This is a genomic window from Nocardioides sp. (assembly GCF_047607365.1).
Taxonomy (GTDB): domain Bacteria; phylum Actinomycetota; class Actinomycetes; order Propionibacteriales; family Nocardioidaceae; genus Nocardioides.
In genome coordinates this window covers 1-16,806 of record NZ_JASGDD010000137.1, presented here as the reverse complement: position 1 = coordinate 16,806, position 16,806 = coordinate 1, and the positions used below count along the sequence as shown (strand labels likewise).

General features: G+C 72.4%; 12 protein-coding genes. 4 read left to right on the top strand and 8 right to left on the bottom strand.

Annotated features, from left to right (window positions below):
- The 5 genes from QM572_RS11050 to QM572_RS11030 form a co-directional block, all read right to left on the bottom strand.
- On the bottom strand, positions 1–939 hold a 939-nt coding region (locus QM572_RS11050; RefSeq protein ID WP_415093006.1), incomplete at its 3' end, for an LLM class flavin-dependent oxidoreductase.
- 16 nt (positions 940–955) lie between these two features.
- Positions 956–1,195 carry an SCO4848 family membrane protein gene (locus QM572_RS11045; RefSeq protein WP_415093004.1) on the bottom strand — a complete coding sequence of 80 codons (240 nt, stop codon included), beginning with the start codon at positions 1,193–1,195 and terminating at the stop codon, positions 956–958.
- The gene (locus QM572_RS11040; RefSeq protein WP_415093002.1) at positions 1,192–1,749 is read right to left on the bottom strand and encodes a 2'-5' RNA ligase family protein; all 558 of its coding nucleotides are present in this window, start codon (positions 1,747–1,749) and stop codon (positions 1,192–1,194) included. The genes QM572_RS11045 and QM572_RS11040 overlap by 4 nt, the downstream gene beginning before the upstream one ends.
- A 45-nt stretch (positions 1,750–1,794) precedes the next feature.
- Positions 1,795–2,850 (bottom strand): tryptophan--tRNA ligase, encoded by a 1,056-nt coding sequence (gene trpS / locus QM572_RS11035; RefSeq protein ID WP_415093000.1) that lies wholly within the window; start codon positions 2,848–2,850, stop codon positions 1,795–1,797.
- 15 nt (positions 2,851–2,865) lie between these two features.
- Positions 2,866–4,062, bottom strand: coding sequence for an MFS transporter (locus QM572_RS11030; RefSeq protein ID WP_415092998.1), 1,197 nt, complete (start codon positions 4,060–4,062; stop codon positions 2,866–2,868).
- Positions 4,063–4,163: 101 nt separating this feature from the next.
- Here QM572_RS11030 and QM572_RS11025 point away from each other — a divergent pair, with 101 nt between their 5' ends.
- Both QM572_RS11025 and QM572_RS11020 read left to right on the top strand, forming a co-directional pair.
- The gene (locus tag QM572_RS11025; RefSeq protein WP_415092996.1) at positions 4,164–5,501 is read left to right on the top strand and encodes an NtaA/DmoA family FMN-dependent monooxygenase; all 1,338 of its coding nucleotides are present in this window, start codon (positions 4,164–4,166) and stop codon (positions 5,499–5,501) included.
- A gap of 74 nt (positions 5,502–5,575) precedes the next feature.
- Positions 5,576–7,879 (top strand): carbohydrate-binding domain-containing protein, encoded by a 2,304-nt coding sequence (locus tag QM572_RS11020; protein WP_415092994.1) that lies wholly within the window; start codon positions 5,576–5,578, stop codon positions 7,877–7,879.
- 92 nt (positions 7,880–7,971) lie between these two features.
- Here the strand turns inward: QM572_RS11020 and QM572_RS11015 are convergent, their stop codons facing one another.
- Together QM572_RS11015 and QM572_RS11010 are read right to left on the bottom strand one after the other, a co-directional pair.
- A complete protein-coding gene (locus tag QM572_RS11015; protein ID WP_415092992.1) occupies positions 7,972–11,439 on the bottom strand; it encodes an ATP-binding cassette domain-containing protein in 3,468 nt (1,155 codons plus the stop codon).
- A 142-nt stretch (positions 11,440–11,581) separates the two neighbouring features.
- Positions 11,582–13,780, bottom strand: a complete 2,199-nt coding sequence (locus QM572_RS11010; RefSeq protein ID WP_415092990.1) for an NADP-dependent isocitrate dehydrogenase — start codon at positions 13,778–13,780, stop codon at positions 11,582–11,584.
- Between the two features lie 57 nt (positions 13,781–13,837).
- Between QM572_RS11010 and QM572_RS11005 the strand changes: the two genes are divergently transcribed.
- Positions 13,838–14,887 carry an MIP/aquaporin family protein gene (locus QM572_RS11005; RefSeq protein ID WP_415092988.1) on the top strand — a complete coding sequence of 350 codons (1,050 nt, stop codon included), beginning with the start codon at positions 13,838–13,840 and terminating at the stop codon, positions 14,885–14,887.
- On the opposite strand, the gene QM572_RS11000 is transcribed toward QM572_RS11005, so the two are convergent.
- Positions 14,811–15,689, bottom strand: a complete 879-nt coding sequence (locus QM572_RS11000) for an alpha/beta fold hydrolase (protein WP_415092986.1) — start codon at positions 15,687–15,689, stop codon at positions 14,811–14,813. The genes QM572_RS11005 and QM572_RS11000 overlap by 77 nt on opposite strands.
- An 82-nt stretch (positions 15,690–15,771) precedes the next feature.
- Between QM572_RS11000 and QM572_RS10995 the strand changes: the two genes are divergently transcribed.
- Positions 15,772–16,728, top strand: coding sequence for an AurF N-oxygenase family protein (locus QM572_RS10995; protein ID WP_415092984.1), 957 nt, complete (start codon positions 15,772–15,774; stop codon positions 16,726–16,728).
- The last annotated feature ends 78 nt before the right edge of the window (positions 16,729–16,806 follow it).

Sequence of the window (16,806 nt, the reverse complement as noted above, 5' to 3'; positions counted from 1 at the left end):
GAGGTCGGCGGCCGTCCCGGCGACGACGCGGGCGTCGGAGGCGTGGCTCGTGCCCGCGGCCTCGTCGAGCCGGCGGAGGCGGGCCTCGGCCGTGGCGGTGTCGTCGTCGAGTACGACCAGGAGGTCGCCCCAGACGTGCGGCACGTGGCGCAGGCGGGCGGCCGCCTGGGCGGCGCCGGACGTGTCACGTGGCGTGACGAACGCGAGGTCGACGGCCTGCTCGGCGAGCCGGAACACCGGCTCGGTGTGTGCGAGCGCGGCGACGATCGGCTGTCCCTGGGGTGGCCTGGGCGTGATCGAGGGGCCCTTGACCGAGAACTCGCGGCCCTCGAAGTCGATGTAGTGCAGCCGCTCCCGGTCGATGAACCGGCCGGTGGCGACGTCGCGGATCTCGGCGTCGTCCTCCCACGAGTCCCAGAGCCGGCGCAGGACCTCGACGTAGTCGGCCGCCTCCTCCAGCAGGTCGTCGACCAGCGCCAGCGCGGCCGGGTCGCGGCGGCCGACGTGCCCGGCGGTCGCGGCGCTGGGATCGACCTGCACCCGCACTCCGGCGCGACCCCCGCTCACGTAGTCGAGGGTCGCGATCGCCTTCGAGAGGTGGAACGGCTCGGTATGGGTGACGACCGCCGTCGGGACCAGGCCGACGTGGCGGGTGAGCGGCGCGACGCGTGCGGCGATCTGGACCGCGTCGAGACGGCCGCGGACGCGATCCGGGCGCACGCCGGGGCCATCGGGGTCGTCCGGGTCGTCGGGCTGGAGGCGCAGCGCGTCCTCGATGGTGACGAGGTCGAGCAGCCCGGCCTCCGCCCGGCCCACGAGATCGGACCAGTAGCGCGGCGTGAACAGCTCGCGCGGTCGCGCGCCGCTCTCGCGCCAGGCGGCGGGATGCCAGCCGGCGCCGTCGAGGGCCACGCCGAGGTGGAGAAGGTCATCGGGCACCCCTCCACCATAATGTCTAGTGGTTCAGTGGTGTTTTCTTGTCCGCGCGGAGAGCCTTGGCCCCGAGCCCGACCAGCACCGCGCCGATGAGCAGGTCGACGACGATGAGGATCGTGTGGGCGATGTAGTAGCCGTCGGGGTGCTCCTCGCCGCGGGCGTGGGCGGCGGAGAGGTTCTTGATGAAGGTCCCCCACACCCAGAAGTTCCAGATCCCGATGCCGACCAGCAGCCAGCCGTGCTTCTTCTCGAGCTTCACCGCTCGTCCTCCTCGAACTCGCTCCCCAGCGGGGCTGTGTCGTCGCTTCCCAGAGGGAAGGTATGGGTCGGGTGCCAACGGCCGTCGGGGTCGAGGATGTAGAGCGTGAACTCGTCGACGCCGAAGTCGGCGGCGAAGTCGGCGAGCCGCTCGCAGGCGTCGTCGAGCACCGCGTCGGGCAGCTCGTGGGCGACCGTGACGTGCGGGTGGTAGGGCCACGGCGAGTCGATGCCCAACGGCCCGCTCCTCACCAGGCCCTCGAGCGTCGCGCAGTCCTCCGCACCCTCGGCCAGCGCCACGAAGACGACCGGCGAGGTGGGCCGGAAGGAATCGGTGCCGCGCAGCGCGATCTCGAACGGCGCCAGCATCCCGGCCGCGGCGGACAGATGGTCGACCACCCCGCTGATCAGCTGGGTGTCGATCCCGACGGGCGGCAGCAGCGTGATGTGCGGCGGGATCAGGTCGGCCATCGGGTCGCCGATCCCCTCCCGGAACCCCTGGAGCTGCGCGCCCCAGGGCTCCGGCACGGGGATCACCACACCGATGGTCTGCACGGGAGCAGTCTCGCAGAGCGCGGAAGCGGCGCGGCCGGCACGCTCTCAGACCGTGAACGGCGGGACGAAGCCCACCCGGTCGTAGACGTCGGCGAGCGTCTTCGACGCCACCGCGCGCGCCCGCTCGGCACCACGGGCGAGGACGCCGTCGAGCTCGGTCCGGTCGTCGAGCAGCTCGTGCGTGCGGGCCCGGAAGGGGGTCACCACGTCGACCACCACGTCGGCGAGATCGGACTTGAAGACGCCGTACCCCTTGCCGGCGTAGTCGGCCTCGAGCTTCTCGATGCTCACCCCGCTCAGTGCGGAGAAGATCCGCAGCAGGTTGGACACACCGGGCTTGGCGACCTCGTCGAAGCGGACCTCCGCCTCGGAGTCGGTGACCGCGGACCTGATCTTCTTCGCCGACACCGTGGGGTCGTCGAGCATGTCGATCAGGCCGTTGGGGGAGGAGGCCGACTTCGACATCTTGGCCGTCGGCTCCTGCAGGTCGTAGATCTTCGCCGTCTCCTTGAGGATGTACGGCTCGGGCAGCCTGAAGGTCTTCTTGTAGCGGCTGTTGAACCGCTGCGCGAGGTCGCGGGTGAGCTCGAGGTGCTGGCGCTGGTCCTCCCCCACCGGCACGTAGGCCGGCCGGTAGAGCAGGATGTCGGCCGCCATCAGCATCGGGTAGGCGAAGAGCCCGACCGACGACGAGCCCTCGCCGCCCTTGGCCGACTTGTCCTTGAACTGCGTCATCCGGCGGGCCTCGCCGAAACTGGTCAGGCACTGCATCACCCAGCCGAGCTGGGCGTGCTCGGGCAGGTGCGACTGGAGGAAGATCGCGCTCCGCTCCGGGTCGACGCCGGCGGCGAGGAGCTGCGCAGCCGCCACGAGCGTACGCCGGCGCAGCACCTTCGGGTCCTGCTCGACCGTGATCGCGTGCTGGTCGGCGATGAAGAAGAACGGCTCGTAGCTCGTGCCGTCGGGCTGGACCGACTGGAGATCCGCCCAGTTCCGCACCGCGCCGAGGTAGTTCCCCAGGTGGTAGCTGTCCGCCGTCGGCTGGATCCCGGAGAGGACCCGCGGGCGGACAGCCGGTGGCGTGGCGGCGGCATCAGGCATGCCCCCAGTCTCCCATCACGACCAGGAGTCGGCGAAAGCGGGTTTCGGCGCCGTGCGGCGGTGGAGCGTCGCGCTCCAGAGCAGGATCGCGACGCCCACGAAGGACAGCACGACGCCGACCACCGCCGGCGAGCGGTAGCCGTAGCCGGCGTCGATGACGACCCCGCCGAGGTAGGCGCCGAGCGCGTTGGCGACGTTGAGCGCCGCGTGGTTCATCGCGGCGCCGAGCGTGACCGCGTCGCCGGCGACGTCCATGAGCCGCAGCTGCAGGTTGACCACGAGGACCGACCCGAGCGCGGTGACCAGCACCGTGGCCGGCCACAGCCACCAGCCCCGCGGGGCGAGGGCCCAGAAGGCCAGCAGCGCGACACCGGCGCCGACGCCTCCGAGGAGCAGCGACCGAAAGACCGACCAGTGCGCCAGCTCCCCGCCGGCCCACGTGCCGACCACCATGCCGAGGCCGAAGGCGAGGGTGAAGAACGGCACCGCGCCCTTCGGCAGGCCGCTGACGTCCGTCACGATCGGCGCGATGTAGGAGTAGACCGCGAACAGGCCGCCGAAGCCGATCGCCCCGGCCGCCATCGTGAGCCACACCTGCGGGCTGCGGAAGAACGTCGACGCCTCCGCGCGGCCCGTCGCGGACGGGTCGCCCGGCTGGTGCGGGACGACGAGCGTCACCATCGCCACGGTGAGCAGCGCGAGCGCCCCGCAGGCGAGGTAGGCCGCGCGCCAGCCGGCCGTCTGGCCGAACCACGTCACGGCCGGGACGCCGACCACGTTGGCGATCGAGAGGCCCATCATCAGCCCCGCGACCGCCCGGCCGCGGTTGGCCTCGGAGACCAGGTTGGCGGCCACCAGCGAGGCCACCCCGAAGTACGCCCCGTGCGGCAGTCCGTCGAGGAAGCGGGCCACGAGCAGCAGGCCGTAGGAGGAGACGATCGCGCTGGCGGCGTTGAAGACGGCGTACGCGCCCATGAGGGCGAGCAGCAGTGTCTTGCGCGGCAGGCCGGCGACGAAGAAGGAGAGGATCGGCACGCCGACCACCACGCCCAGCGCGTACGCCGAGATCGCATGTCCCGCCGTGGGCACCGAGACGCCGACCCCGTCGGCGATCTCCGGCAGCACGCCCATGGTGGCGAACTCCGTCGTCCCGATCGCGAAGCCGCCGACGGCGAGCGCGATGATCGGCCAGACCGGACTCACTGTTCTCACCACCGCTCAACCCTCGGGCACCGAGCCGCATTCCCCGAAAACGGCAGCGCCCATAACACCCTGAAACGCGTGTGACATCCGCGATAGCTACCGTCCTCGGCATGAGACTGGGTGTGTTCGAGGTGGCCGGAGCTCAGGTCGGGGGGACGCTCAGCTGGCCGCATCCGCGGGCGACGTCGGTGCGGTATCACGAGCTCGACTACTGGGTCGAGTACGCCCAGCTGCTCGACCGCGCCGGCTTCGACTTCCTCTTCTTCGCCGACGGCTACGGCTATCCGACGATCGACGGCGACCTCGCTCCGTCGGCCTGGCGGCACGGGATCAACTTCACCGGCATCGAGCCGATGCTGCTCATCCCGACCCTCGCGCGCGAGACCGAGCGGCTGGGCTTCGTCGTCACCGCCTCGACCGGCCTGGACCACCCGGTCCAGATCGCCCGGCGCTTCGGCACGCTCGACCACCTCACCGGCGGGCGGATCGGCTGGAACGTCGTCACCGGCGCGTCGCAGAACGTCATCGCCGAGCTCTTCGGCCACGACGAGATGGCCAAGCACGACGATCGCTACGCCGCGGCCGCGGAGTACGTCGACCTCACCACGCGCTTCATGGAGACCGTCTGGGAGGACGACGCGCTGCTGATGGACCGCGAGAGCGGGGTCTTCTCGCGGCGCGAGGGGATCCACCGGCTCGAGTTCGAGGGCGACCACTTCCGCTCCTCCGGCTACTTCACGGTGACCCCGTCTCCGCAGCGCTCCCCCGTCATCTTCCAGGCGGGCACCTCGCCCGCCGGTCGCGAGCTGGCCGCGCAGTGGGCCGAGGCCGTCTTCGTCCAGGGCACCACGCCGCCGCAGACGGCGGCCAACGTCGCCGACATCCACGAGCGCGCGGCCCGCCACGGCCGGCCGGGACCGATCACCATGTGCGGCGTCACGGTCACCGTCGCGCCGACGATGGAGGAGGCCAAGGCACAGCGGGCGGAGTTCGACGCGCTGCAGAACGACGAGGTCGTCGCCGCGCTGTACGCCGGCAACACCGGCATCGACCTGCTCTCGCTCGACCCGGACGGCACGCTCGAGCAGGTCGTCGGGACCGGTGTCGTCGGACAGATGGGCACGTCGAACATCGAGCGCTTCCTCGGCCCGAACGCCCCCACCGTCCGGCAGATCCTCGACGACCTGCGCGGCAAGGGCACGCGCGGCTTCCAGGTCACCGGCGACCCCGTCTCGGTCGCCGACCAGCTCGAGGAGCTGATGGCGGCGACCGGCCTCGACGGGTTCCTGCTCGAGCCGGTCTTCGCCTCGACCGACCTGTTCGACTTCGCCGAGCTCGTCGTTCCCGAGCTCCGGGCGCGCGGGCACCTGCCGCCCGAGCCGCGCGGCGGGACGCTCCGCGCCCAGCTCGGCGTGGGCTCGGAGGCCGACCCCGACCGCCGGCTCTGAGCGTTTCATGAGAGTGGGCCGCCCGGGGGCGGTTCCTCAGACAGCTCACATGTTTCCTCCCTAGCGTCCGGGCCATGATCGCCCGACACCTGCGACCCGCCGCCCTGACCGGAGCCCTCTCCCTGGCCCTGGCGGCGACCGGACTCGCGCTGGTGGTGCCGTCGGCGCCGTCGTACGCCGCCAGCGCGATCACCACGCCCGCCGAGGTCCTGGCGGCGAATCAGGGGACGGCCGACGAGGACTCCGACCTGACCTGGGACGCGAGCGCGGAGACCTCCGTGACCTTCTCCGGCACCGGCGGCACGGCGTCCGGCGCCGACGCCTCGGCCGTGACCATCGCCGACGGCACGGCGACGATCTCGGCGGCCGGCGTCTACCGGCTGAGCGGATCGCTGACCGGCCAGATCGTGGTCACCGCGCCCGACGCCCTCGTCCGGCTCGTGCTCGACGGCCTCACGGTGACCAGCTCGACGACCGCCGCGCTCGAGGTGACCGACGCCGACCGCGTGGTCGTGCTGACCGCCGACGGGTCGAGCAACACCCTGACCGACGCGACGACCTACGCCGACACCAGCGACGACGCCCCGGGCGCGGCGCTCTACGCCTCGAGCGACCTCGTGCTCGCTGGGTCGGGCGCCCTGACCGTGCACGGCCGGTACGCCGACGGCATCGCCAGCTCCGACGGCCTCGTGATCCGCTCCGGCTCCTACGTCGTCGACGCGGTCGACGACGGCATCCGCGGCAAGGACCACCTCTACGTCAAGGGCGGCGACCTGGACGTGACGTCCGGTGGCGACGGCCTGAAGTCGACCAACGACGAGAAGGAGAAGCGCGGCTACGTCGCCATCGCCGGCGGCGACATCACCGTCGACGCGGGGGCCGACGGCATCGACGCGGTCACCGACATCGCGATCTCCGGCGGCACCACGGCCATCGAGGCCGGCGGTGGGGCCACGGCGTACGACGCCACCGCCGAGTCGTCGCCGCACGGACTCGTCGCAGGCGTCGTGGTCGCCATCGGTGGCGGCACCCAGACGATCGACGCGGCCGCGGACGGGGTCAACTCGACGGCGACCGTGGCGATCACCGGCGGCACCACGACGGTCAGCGCCGGCGACGACGGCCTGCACGCCGACGTCGACCTCGGCATCGGCGACGGCGCGGTCGACATCACCACGTCCACCGAGGGCATCGAGGGCGCCGCCATCACGATCGCCGGCGGCTCGATCTCGGTGATCTCCTCCGACGACGGCGTCAACGCGTCCAGCGACACCACGACGCCGACCCTGGCGATCAGCGGCGGCGAGCTCGCCGTCTACGCCCAGGGCGACGGCGTGGACTCCAACGGCACCCTGACCTTCACCGGCGGCACCACCGTCGTCGCCGGCCCCACCGGCTCGGACAACAGCCCCCTCGACGCGGACGGGACGCTCCTGATCAACGGCGGCACCGTCCTCGCCGTCGGATCCAGCGGAATGGTCCAGACGCCCTCCTCCTCGTCCACCCAGGGCTGGCTGGCCGCCAAGCTGACGTCCACCCAGACCGCCGGCACCATCCTGTCCCTGCTGAGCTCGTCGAACACCCTGCTGGCGACGTACGTCAGCAGCAAGGCCTTCGGCGCCGTCATCTACTCCTCGCCGTCGGTCACCAAGGGCCAGAGCTACAAGATCTACAAGGGCGGCACGGCCACCTGCCGCACCGTCGGCGGACTCGCCGAGTCCGGCACGGTCGGCACCACGCTCCTCGCGACCGTGACCGCCGGCACGTCGGTCTCCGGCGGCGGTGGCGGCGGCTCCACCGGCGGCGGCAGCGGGACGGTGGCCAACGGGCCCTCCACCGCCGTCGCCGCCTGCGCCTCGGACGACTCGTCCACCACCGCCTCGCCGACGGCGACCGCCAGCGCGACCACGACGACGTCCAGCACGCCGACGTCGACCGCGACGACGAGCGCCGGTGCGACGGACACGGCGACCGCCACGAGCACCGCCACGGCGAGCGGGAGCAGCAGCGCGACGACGAGCGCGACCTCGTCCCCGACGACCTCCGCGACGGCCTCCGCGACAGCGACCACCCCCACGACCACGACCACGCTCGCCACCACGCGCACGAAGGTGACGGTGGGGACGACGAAGAGGGGCCGCCGGGCGAAGCTCCGGATCGCGATCTCGACCGTCGGCTCGTCCGTCGCGCCGACCGGCACGGTCGTCGTCTACCTCGACGGCCGCAAGGTCCGGACGGTCAGCCTGACGTCCGCCGGGACGCGCACCATCACGCTGCGCTCCTTCGCAAGGAAGGGCAAGCACCGGGTGACCGTGGTCTACCGGGGCTCGACGACGTCGGCCGCCTCGACCGGCACGGACACCTACCGGGTGCGCTGACCAGCCCACCCGCAGATCCCGCCCCTGGTCGGGACGTCCCGGTCCTTCCAGCGGCCCTCGACGGGCCGGAACGTCCCGGTGCCGGAGCGGCCTCACCCGGCGAGGTGCCCCCAGTCGGCGGACAGCGCGGTCCACGGCCCGCTGGCGGCCACCTGGCCGTCGACGAGGACGACGACCCGGTCGGCCCGGGCGAGGGCGGCCCGCTTCGACGTCGCCCCGACGACGGTGGCGCCGCGCTCGCGCAGCGCGTCCCACAGCTCCAGCTCGGTGCGCGCGTCGAGCGCCGACGACACGTCGTCGGCCAGGAGCAGCTCGGCCTCGGTGGCCAGTGCGCGGGCGAGCGCGAGCCGCTGGACCTGGCCGCCCGAGAGCCGCACGCCCCGATGACCGACGAGGGCGCCGATCCCGCCGGCGTCCTCGACGTCGCGGTCGAGCCGTGAGACCGCGACGGGATCGGCGACCGAGCGGTCGTGACCCAGCGTGACGTTGTCGTGGAACGTGCCGCTCAGCACTCGCGGCACCTGCGCGACGTGGGTGACCTGACCGGGCCGGAGGAAGAGCTCCGGGTCGTCGACCTCCCGCTCGTTCCAGCAGATCGAGCCGGTGTGGTCGAGCAGCCCGGCGAGGGCGCCGAGCAGCGACGACTTGCCCGAGCCGACCTGCCCGAGCAGCAGCACCAGCTCGCCGGCCTCGACGGCCAGGTCGACGCCGGTCACCCCGACGGTGCCGTCGTCGTGCACCGCGTCCATCCCGGCCACGGTCAGTCGGCGCAGCGGGACGGCGGCCACCGCCGCCGGCCGGGGCGCGACGCCGCGGACGAGGTCGACCCCCTCCGGGAGGTCCATGATGTCGCCGCCGCCCGCGTAGCCCGACACCACCCGGAGCCAGCTGCGCGTCCCCGGCGCCTCCGTCACCACGGCGCCCGCGACCCGACCGAACCAGTCGAAGCCGTTGACCGCGTTGGCGACGAGGAGGGCGGTGGCGAGCGGCCACCAGCCGGCGTTCCAGGCCGACCAGGCGGCCACGACGCCCACCTGGACCATGATCATCGGAACGCCGTCGAGCGCGGCGGCGATGCGGTGCTCGAAGATCGCGGCCTCCACCCGGCCGCCGTCGACCCGGCGCAGATGCGCGCTGATCTCAGGGGTCCGGGCCGAGAGCTTGACGGTGCGCACCGACTCCAGCACCGAGACCAGGCTCCGCCCGAATCGCGCGCGGGCCGCCGACGACTTGGTGGCCGAGCGGCCGGCGATCGGCCGGCCGATCGCACTGGCCAGGGCGGCGGCGACCATGACCGCCAGCAGGACCAGCCCGGCCAGCGGGCTGCCGCCGACGAGCATCGTGGCGCCGACGATGAGCCAGGCGTTGATGAAGTCGACCCAGCGGTCGGCATATCGCGCGTAGCGGTCGCCGTCCATCGTGCGAGCCACCACCTCGCCGGGCGGAGTGCGCTCGAGGCGGCGCATCCGGGTCTGCCCGCGCAGCACCGCCATCCGCATCCGCAGCAGCACCTCGACCCACCAGCGCGGGAACAGCTCGATCGCCTTGGCCCACACCAGCGGCACCACGAGGAAGATCGCCGCGAGCAGCAGCACCTGCCACATCGGGTCGCCGCCAGCCTTGAGTCGCTCGACCACCCGGCCCCAGAGCCAGCCGGTGATCGCGCCTTGGGCGGCGCACAGCGCGCCGACCAGGAAGAGGAGGACGGAGAAGACGCCCCACCACGGCCTGATCCGGATGGCGTGTGCGATGCTGCGACCCAGGGGCGGGCCCGAGCCGACGGCCGGACGCACCGGCGGCGTCGTCGTACGCCGGCGGCCACCCACCGGCGTCGCCTCCACCAGCTCGGCCTCCGTCTCCTCCAGCGCGCTCGCGGCGCGCAGGTCGCGATAGTGCCCCGGCCGTGCGGCCAGCTCGAGGCGAGGGCCGGCCTGGACGACGCGGCCGTGGTCCAGCACCGCGACGAGGTCGGCCCGCTCGACGGTGGTGAGGCGGTGCGCCACCAGCACACCCGTACGCCGGGCGAGCAGCCGGTCGGCCGCCGCGACCACCCGCGCCTCGGTCAGCGGGTCCATCCGGGCGGTCGCCTCGTCGAGCACGACGACCTGCACGTCGCGCACGAGCAGCCGGGCGAAGGCGACGAGCTGCTCCTCGCCGGCCGACAGCTTGGTGCCGCCCGGGCCGAGCACGGTCTCGAGGCCGTCGGGCAGGCCGGCGACCCACGCGCGCAGCCCCAGCTCGTCGACCGCCGCCTCGACCTCGCGGCGCGGCACGTCCGCGAAGAGCGTGATGTTGTCGGCGAGCGTCCCGGCGAGGATCTCGGTGCGCTGGGTGACGGTGCCGACGGCTCCGCGCAGCGCTTGGAGATCGAGCGTCGTGACGTCGACGCCGCCGAGCAGCACGCTCCCCGGCGGCGGCTCGATCGCCCGGGCGATCAGGGACGCGAGGGTCGACTTGCCCGACCCCGTCCGGCCCACCAGGGCGATGGTCTGGCCGGCGGGCACCGTGAGCGAGATGCCGTCGAGCGCGAAGGTGCCCTCGGGGTAGGAGAAGCGCAGGTCGCGGAACTCGAGCGCGAGCTGGCCGGCGGGGACGGGCGCCCCGCCGGCCGCCTCGGGCTCCACCTGGAGCATCTGGCGGATCCGCACGATGGCGCCGATCCCGGCCTGGATGTCGGGCAGCCGGTGGGAGACCTCGTTGATCTGGCCGACGAAGGTCGCGGTGACGAGGAAGAGCGTCACGAGGCGGTCGACGCCCATGTCGCCGCGGCTGGTCAGCCAGGCGCCCGCGACGACGATCAGCGACAGCGCGCCGTAGAGGATCAGGCCGGCCACCCCGGCGAGACGGCCCTCCTGCACCACCACCTTGCGGAAGGCCTCGTGCGTGATCGCCGAGAGCTCGGCGAGGCGGCGCACCGCGAAGCCGGCACCGGCCGAGGTGCGCAGGTCGTCGCGGCCGGCGATGCCCTCCTCCATCGCCGCGGCGTGGTCGGTCCAGGTCATCTCCTCGAGGACCTTGAGCGTGGCGATCCGGCCGAGGTAGGGCCGGACCGCCCAGCCCACGGCCGCGAAGAGGATCGGGAAGACGATCGCGGCCGGCCACCACGTGACGCCGGCGACGATCCACATCGGGATCAGGCCGAAGGTGGTGCGGAAGACGAACCACATCTGGAGCCGCAGCAGGCTGCCGATCTCATGGGTGTCGTCGTCGACCCGGTCGAGGATCTCGCCGACGGCCTGCTCGGAGAGCGCGTCGAGGGGCTGGGCGAGCGCGGCGCCGAGGAGGTCCTGGCGCAGCGCGCCCTCGGCCCGGTCGACGATGCCGGCCCACAGGATGCGTCCCGCGGTGTCGACCAGCGCGGCGCCGACGACGCACAGCGCCAGCAGCCAGACCAGTCCCGTGCTCGGGTCGTCGGCGATCCGCCCGACGACGACCGAGCCGAGCGCGGCGCCGACCGACGCCACCATCGCCGCCGCGAGCGCGACCACCGTCGCCGGGCGCCGCAGCCGATGCCAGGTCAGCTCCCGGCTCCCCCACTCCTGCTCCCCCGAGATCCCCACATCGCGAGACTAGGGAAGCCCTCCGACAGTTCGCGAATCAATTTCCCGAGTCACCGGTTAACCGGCGAAAGGGGAACTTCTCGGGGGGCGTGCCGGCCGAGAAGTTCCCCAGTTACCGGTTAACCGGTGACTTTCACCCCCCTCAGAACGAGGCGAGGGCCTCGTTGAAGGTCGCGGACGGTCGCATGACGGCAGCGGTCTTCTCCGCGTCGAGGTAGTAGTAGCCGCCGATGTCGGCGGGCTTCCCCTGGACGGCGATGAGCTCCTCGACGATGGTGTCGGCCTTCTCGCGCAGCGTCTTCGCGAGCGGCGCGAACGCCTCGGCGAGGGCCGGGTCCTCGGTCTGCTCGGCCAGCTCCTCGGCCCAGTAGAGCCCGAGGTAGAAGTGCGAGCCGCGGTTGTCGATCGTGCCGAGCTTGCGGCCGGGACTGCGGTCCTCGTCGAGGAAGGTGCCGGTGGCCCGGTCGAGCGCGTCGGCGAGCACCTTCGCGGCCGGGTCGCCGGCCTGCTCGGCGTACTGCTCGAAGGAGGGCACGAGGGCGAAGAACTCGCCGAGGCTGTCCCAGCGCAGGTAGTTCTCCTCGACGAGCTGCTGCACGTGCTTCGGCGCGGAGCCGCCGGCGCCGGTCTCGAAGAGGCCACCGCCCGCGATGAGGGGGACGATCGAGAGCATCTTGGCCGACGTGCCGACCTCGAGGATCGGGAAGAGGTCGGTGTTGTAGTCGCGCAGCACGTTGCCGGTGACGGAGATGGTGTCCTCGCCCTTGCGGATCCGCTCGAGCGAGTACGCCGTCGCCAAGGCGGGCGCGAGGATCTCGATCTTCAGCCCCTCGGTGTCGTGCTCCGGGAGGTAGGCCTCGACCTTCTTGATCAGCTCGGCGTCGTGGGCACGGGTCTCGTCGAGCCAGAAGATCGCCGGGGTGTCCGAGGCGCGGGCGCGGGTGACCGCGAGCTTGACCCAGTCGCGGATCGGGATGTCCTTGGTCTGGCAGGCACGCCAGATGTCGCCGGCCTCGACGTCGTGCTCCAGCACGCTCTCGCCGGCGCTGGTGAGGACGCGGACGGTGCCGTCGGCCGGGATCTCGAAGGTCTTGTTGTGCGAGCCGTACTCCTCCGCGGCCTGCGCCATGAGGCCCACGTTGGGCACAGTGCCGATGGTGGCCGGGTCGAGCGGGCCGTTCTCCTTCACGTCGTCGATGACGGCCTGGTAGACGCCGGCGTACGACGAGTCGGGGATGACGGCGAGGGTGTCGTCCTCGCCGCCGTCGACGCCCCAGAGCTTCCCGCCGTTCCGGATGAGCGCGGGCATCGAGGCGTCCACGATCACGTCGCTCGGCACGTGCAGGTTGGTGATGCCCTTGTCCGAGTTCACGTACGACAGCCGCGGCCCGTCCGCGAGCGCCTTCTCGAACGCCGCCTTGATCTCCGCGCCGTTCGGCAGCGCGTCGAGGCCGGAGAGGATGGCGCCGAGGCCGTCGTTGGCCGACAGGCCCGCGGCGGCGAGGTCGTCGCCGTAGGTCGCGAAGACGTCCTTGAAGTAGGCCCTCACGACGTGGCCGAAGATGATCGGGTCGGAGACCTTCATCATCGTGGCCTTGAGATGGACGCTGAAGAGCACGTCCTCGGCGGCGGCCTTCGCGAGCGCGTTGGCGAGGAAGGCGTCGAGGCTGGCGGCAGACATCTTGGTGGCGTCCACGACCTCGCCCGCGAGCACCGCGAGGCCCTCGAGCAGCGTCTCGGTCTCGCCGTTGCTCTTCTCCAGCACGATCGACAGCGTGTCGTCGGCGGAGAGGGTCACGGACTTCTCGTTGGACTTGAAGTCGTGCTCGCCCATGGTCGCGACGGTGGTCTTGGAGCCCTCGCCGAACGGCTTGTTCCGGTGCGGGTGCTTCTTCGCGTAGGCCTTGACCGACAGCGGCGCGCGGCGGTCGGAGTTGCCCTCGCGCAGGACCGGGTTGACCGCCGAGCCCTTCACCTTGTCGTACTTCGCCCGGGCGTCCTTCTCCTCGGGCGTGGAGGGCGACTCGGGGTAGTCCGGGATGTCGAAGCCCAGGCCCTGGAGCTCCTTGATCGCGGCCTTGAGCTGCGGGATCGAGGCGGAGATGTTGGGCAGCTTGACGATGTTGGCCTCGGGCGTCTTGGCGAGCTCGCCGAGCTCGCTCAGCGCGTCGTCGGCGAGACCGAACTGTGCGAGGATCCGGGCGGCCACGGAGATGTCGCGGGTCTCGATCGACACGCCCGCCTTGGCGGCGTACGCCTCGACGATCGGGAGGAAGGAGAAGGTCGCCAGGAGCGGCGCCTCGTCGGTGTGGGTGTAGATGATCCGGTGAGTGCCAGCCATGGGGCGAGGCTACCGCGTGCCAGCCCGCTCTCATGCGGTGGGTCTAGGCTCAGCGGCATGAGCGAGATCAACCCGGTCGACCCGCTCGAGGCGGTCGACCTCGAGCCTGAGGCAGTGCCGGACACCAGCAGGGAGTTCTGGCGGATCTACGCGGCGGAGGCGCTCGGCACCTTCTTCCTGGTGCTGCTCGGCTGCGGCGCCGCGATCGCCACCGGCGCCGACGTCGTCGCCACCGGCCTGACGTTCGGCATCGCCGTGATCATCGGCGCGACCGCGTTCGCCCGGATCTCCGGCGGCCACTTCAACCCCGCCGTGACCGTGGGCGCCGCGACGAGCGGCCGGCTGGCCTGGAAGGACACGCCGGTCTACTTCGGCGCCCAGCTGAGCGGCGCGATCGTCGCCGCGCTCGTCCTCTTCGTCGTCTTCCAAGCCGTCCCGGGCTACGACGCCACCGGCCACATGGGCCAGAACGGGTACGGCGACCAGTCGGGCGTCCACCTCGCCTGGTGGGGCGCCTTCCTGGTGGAGCTCATCCTGACCGCGGTCTTCCTCTGGGTGATCCTCGGCGTCACCGACGAGCGCACCGGCGTCCCGCACGTGGCCCCGGTCGCGATCGGCCTCACGCTCGCGGCGATCCACTTCGTGGCGATCCCGCTCACCGGCACCTCGGTCAACCCGGCACGCTCCATCGGCCCAGCGCTGTTCGCCGGCGGGACGCCGATCCTGCAGCTGTGGCTCTTCATCCTCGCGCCGCTGCTCGGCGCGGTCCTCGCCGGCTACACCTATCCCCTGCTCTTCGGCCGCGGGACGCCCGCCGTCGAGGGGTCGGGCCTGTTCCTCCCGAAGGCGGTCACCACCCGGAAGCCGCGCACCTCGACCGCCTCGGCGCCGGCGTACACGACGTACCCGGCCTCGGCGATGAGCCCGGCGGGCACGGCGGCCGGCGACCCGACGGCGGTCGACGAGACCACGCAGATCTCGCCGCAGGGCGGCTCGAGCTACGCCGGCGGCGCCCAGTGGCCGCAGCGGATCATCCAGGACGGCTGGGAGTGGGACTACGCCGCCCAGCAGTGGAAGCCGCTGCAGGACCCGCCTCCGCCGGCGTGACCACGCCGACCGGCCGGTAGTCCCCGGCCCGGGCGGTGTCGATGATCGTCGCCGCCACGAGCTCGGGGTCGTCGGGCATCGGCACGTGTCCGCAGCCGTGGAGCCAGACGTGCTCGGCCGACGGCAGCAGCTGCCGGGCCCGCCGGGCCTGGTAGGGCAGCAGCACGACGTCGCGCGAGCTCCAGGCCACGGTGATCGGCACGACCGGCTCCACCGGCGCCTCGAACGCGTACGCCGACGCGAAGAGCGCGTCGATCGCCGGCCGCGCGGCCAGCATGTGCGCGTAGTCGCCGCGCGCCAGCTCCGCGTCCACGCGTGAGGGATGGGTGTGCAGCCAGCCCAGCATCGCGGCGCGGCCGGCCCTCGTGCCGAGCAGGCGCGGGGCGACCGGACGGGCGAGGCGTGCCGCGGTGAGCACGGTGCCGAAGACCGCCCGGACGTAGGCGAAGTCGCGCGGGCCCGCCCAGAAGCCGGCGGGCGAGAGCGCGGTGACGCTGCAGGCCAGGCCGTCGACGGCCATCTCCAGCGCGATCAGGCCGCCGAGGGAGTTGCCGACCACGTGCGGCGCCCCGATGCCGAGCTCCTCGAAGAGCTCCTCGAAGGCCATCCGGATCCCGTCCTTGACCGGGATCGACGGGTCGGTCGGCGCGGGGCTCTCGCCATGGCCGGGAAGGTCGACCGCGATGACGTCGTACTCCTCGGCGAGGCGGTCGACGACAGGCGCCCAGGCCTGGCGGCGATGTCCGATCCCGTGGATGAGGAGAAGCGGCTCACCACTCCCCGCGCGGTCGTAGGCCAGCATCTGGTTGCTCCCTTGCAACAGTGATACATGATGTATCGTGACGTGAAGCACACCGTAGCACTCGTCCGATCCGGGAGATGCCATGTCCGCGTATCACGACACGCTCAGGACCCTGTCCGAAGCCTCCGTGCACCAGCACTTCGACGCCTTCGCCGACATCGACTGGGACGATCCCGCCCTCCAGGTCGATCCCACCGACGCCCGCTGGGCGCTCGGGCCGGAGGACAACCTCGGCGCCCACCCCTGGTATCGCTCGCTGCCCCTCGAGCGCCAGGTCGAGATCGGTCTCTACCGCTGGGCGCTGCTGACCAAGGTCGGCCTGCAGTTCGAGCAGATCCTCATCGCCGGGATCATGTTCGGCAACCTCGACCGACGCAACCGCCGGCCGGAGTTCCGCTACACCACGCACGAGGCGACCGAGGAGACGCACCACACCCAGATGTTCCAGGAGCTCGTGAACCGCACGGGCCTGGACGTCCAGGGCGGCCCGCCGTGGTTCCGTCGCTGGGCGCCGTTCATCGCGTCGGCGGCCCGGTGGGCGCCGCCGGGGTTCTGGATGGGCGTGCTGGCCGGCGAGGAGCCGATCGACCACCTCCAGAAGAGCCTGCTGCGCAGCGGTCGCGAGCTCCATCCGCTGCTCGAGCGGATCATGGCGATCCACGTCGCCGAGGAGGCGCGCCACATCGGCTTCGCGCACCAGTACCTCGTCCACCAGATCCCGAGGATGGGACCGGCCAACCGGGCCCTGCTCGCCGTGGCGACGCCGCTGATCATGCGCCTGCTCGGCGACGTGATCATGCGGCCCTCCCCGGGCGACCTCGAGGCCATGGGCATCCCCGACGAGGTCGCCCGCGAGGTGTGGTGGGACTCCGAGGAGTCGCGGCGATTCCTGCGAGACCTGTACGCCGACGTCCGGATGCTCTTCGACGAGCTCGGCCTGCGCGGCCGCGCCGCGCGCGCCGTGTGGCGGCTGATGCGGATCGAGGGCCGCTCGTCGCGATACCGCGGCGCCGTGGCCGCGGCGTCGGCGGCGGCGTGAGCAGGGACCCGCGCCGGTCCGCGGTGATCGCGGGCGCGCTGGCCGCCATCGAGGAGGAGGGCCCCGACGTCGGCCTGG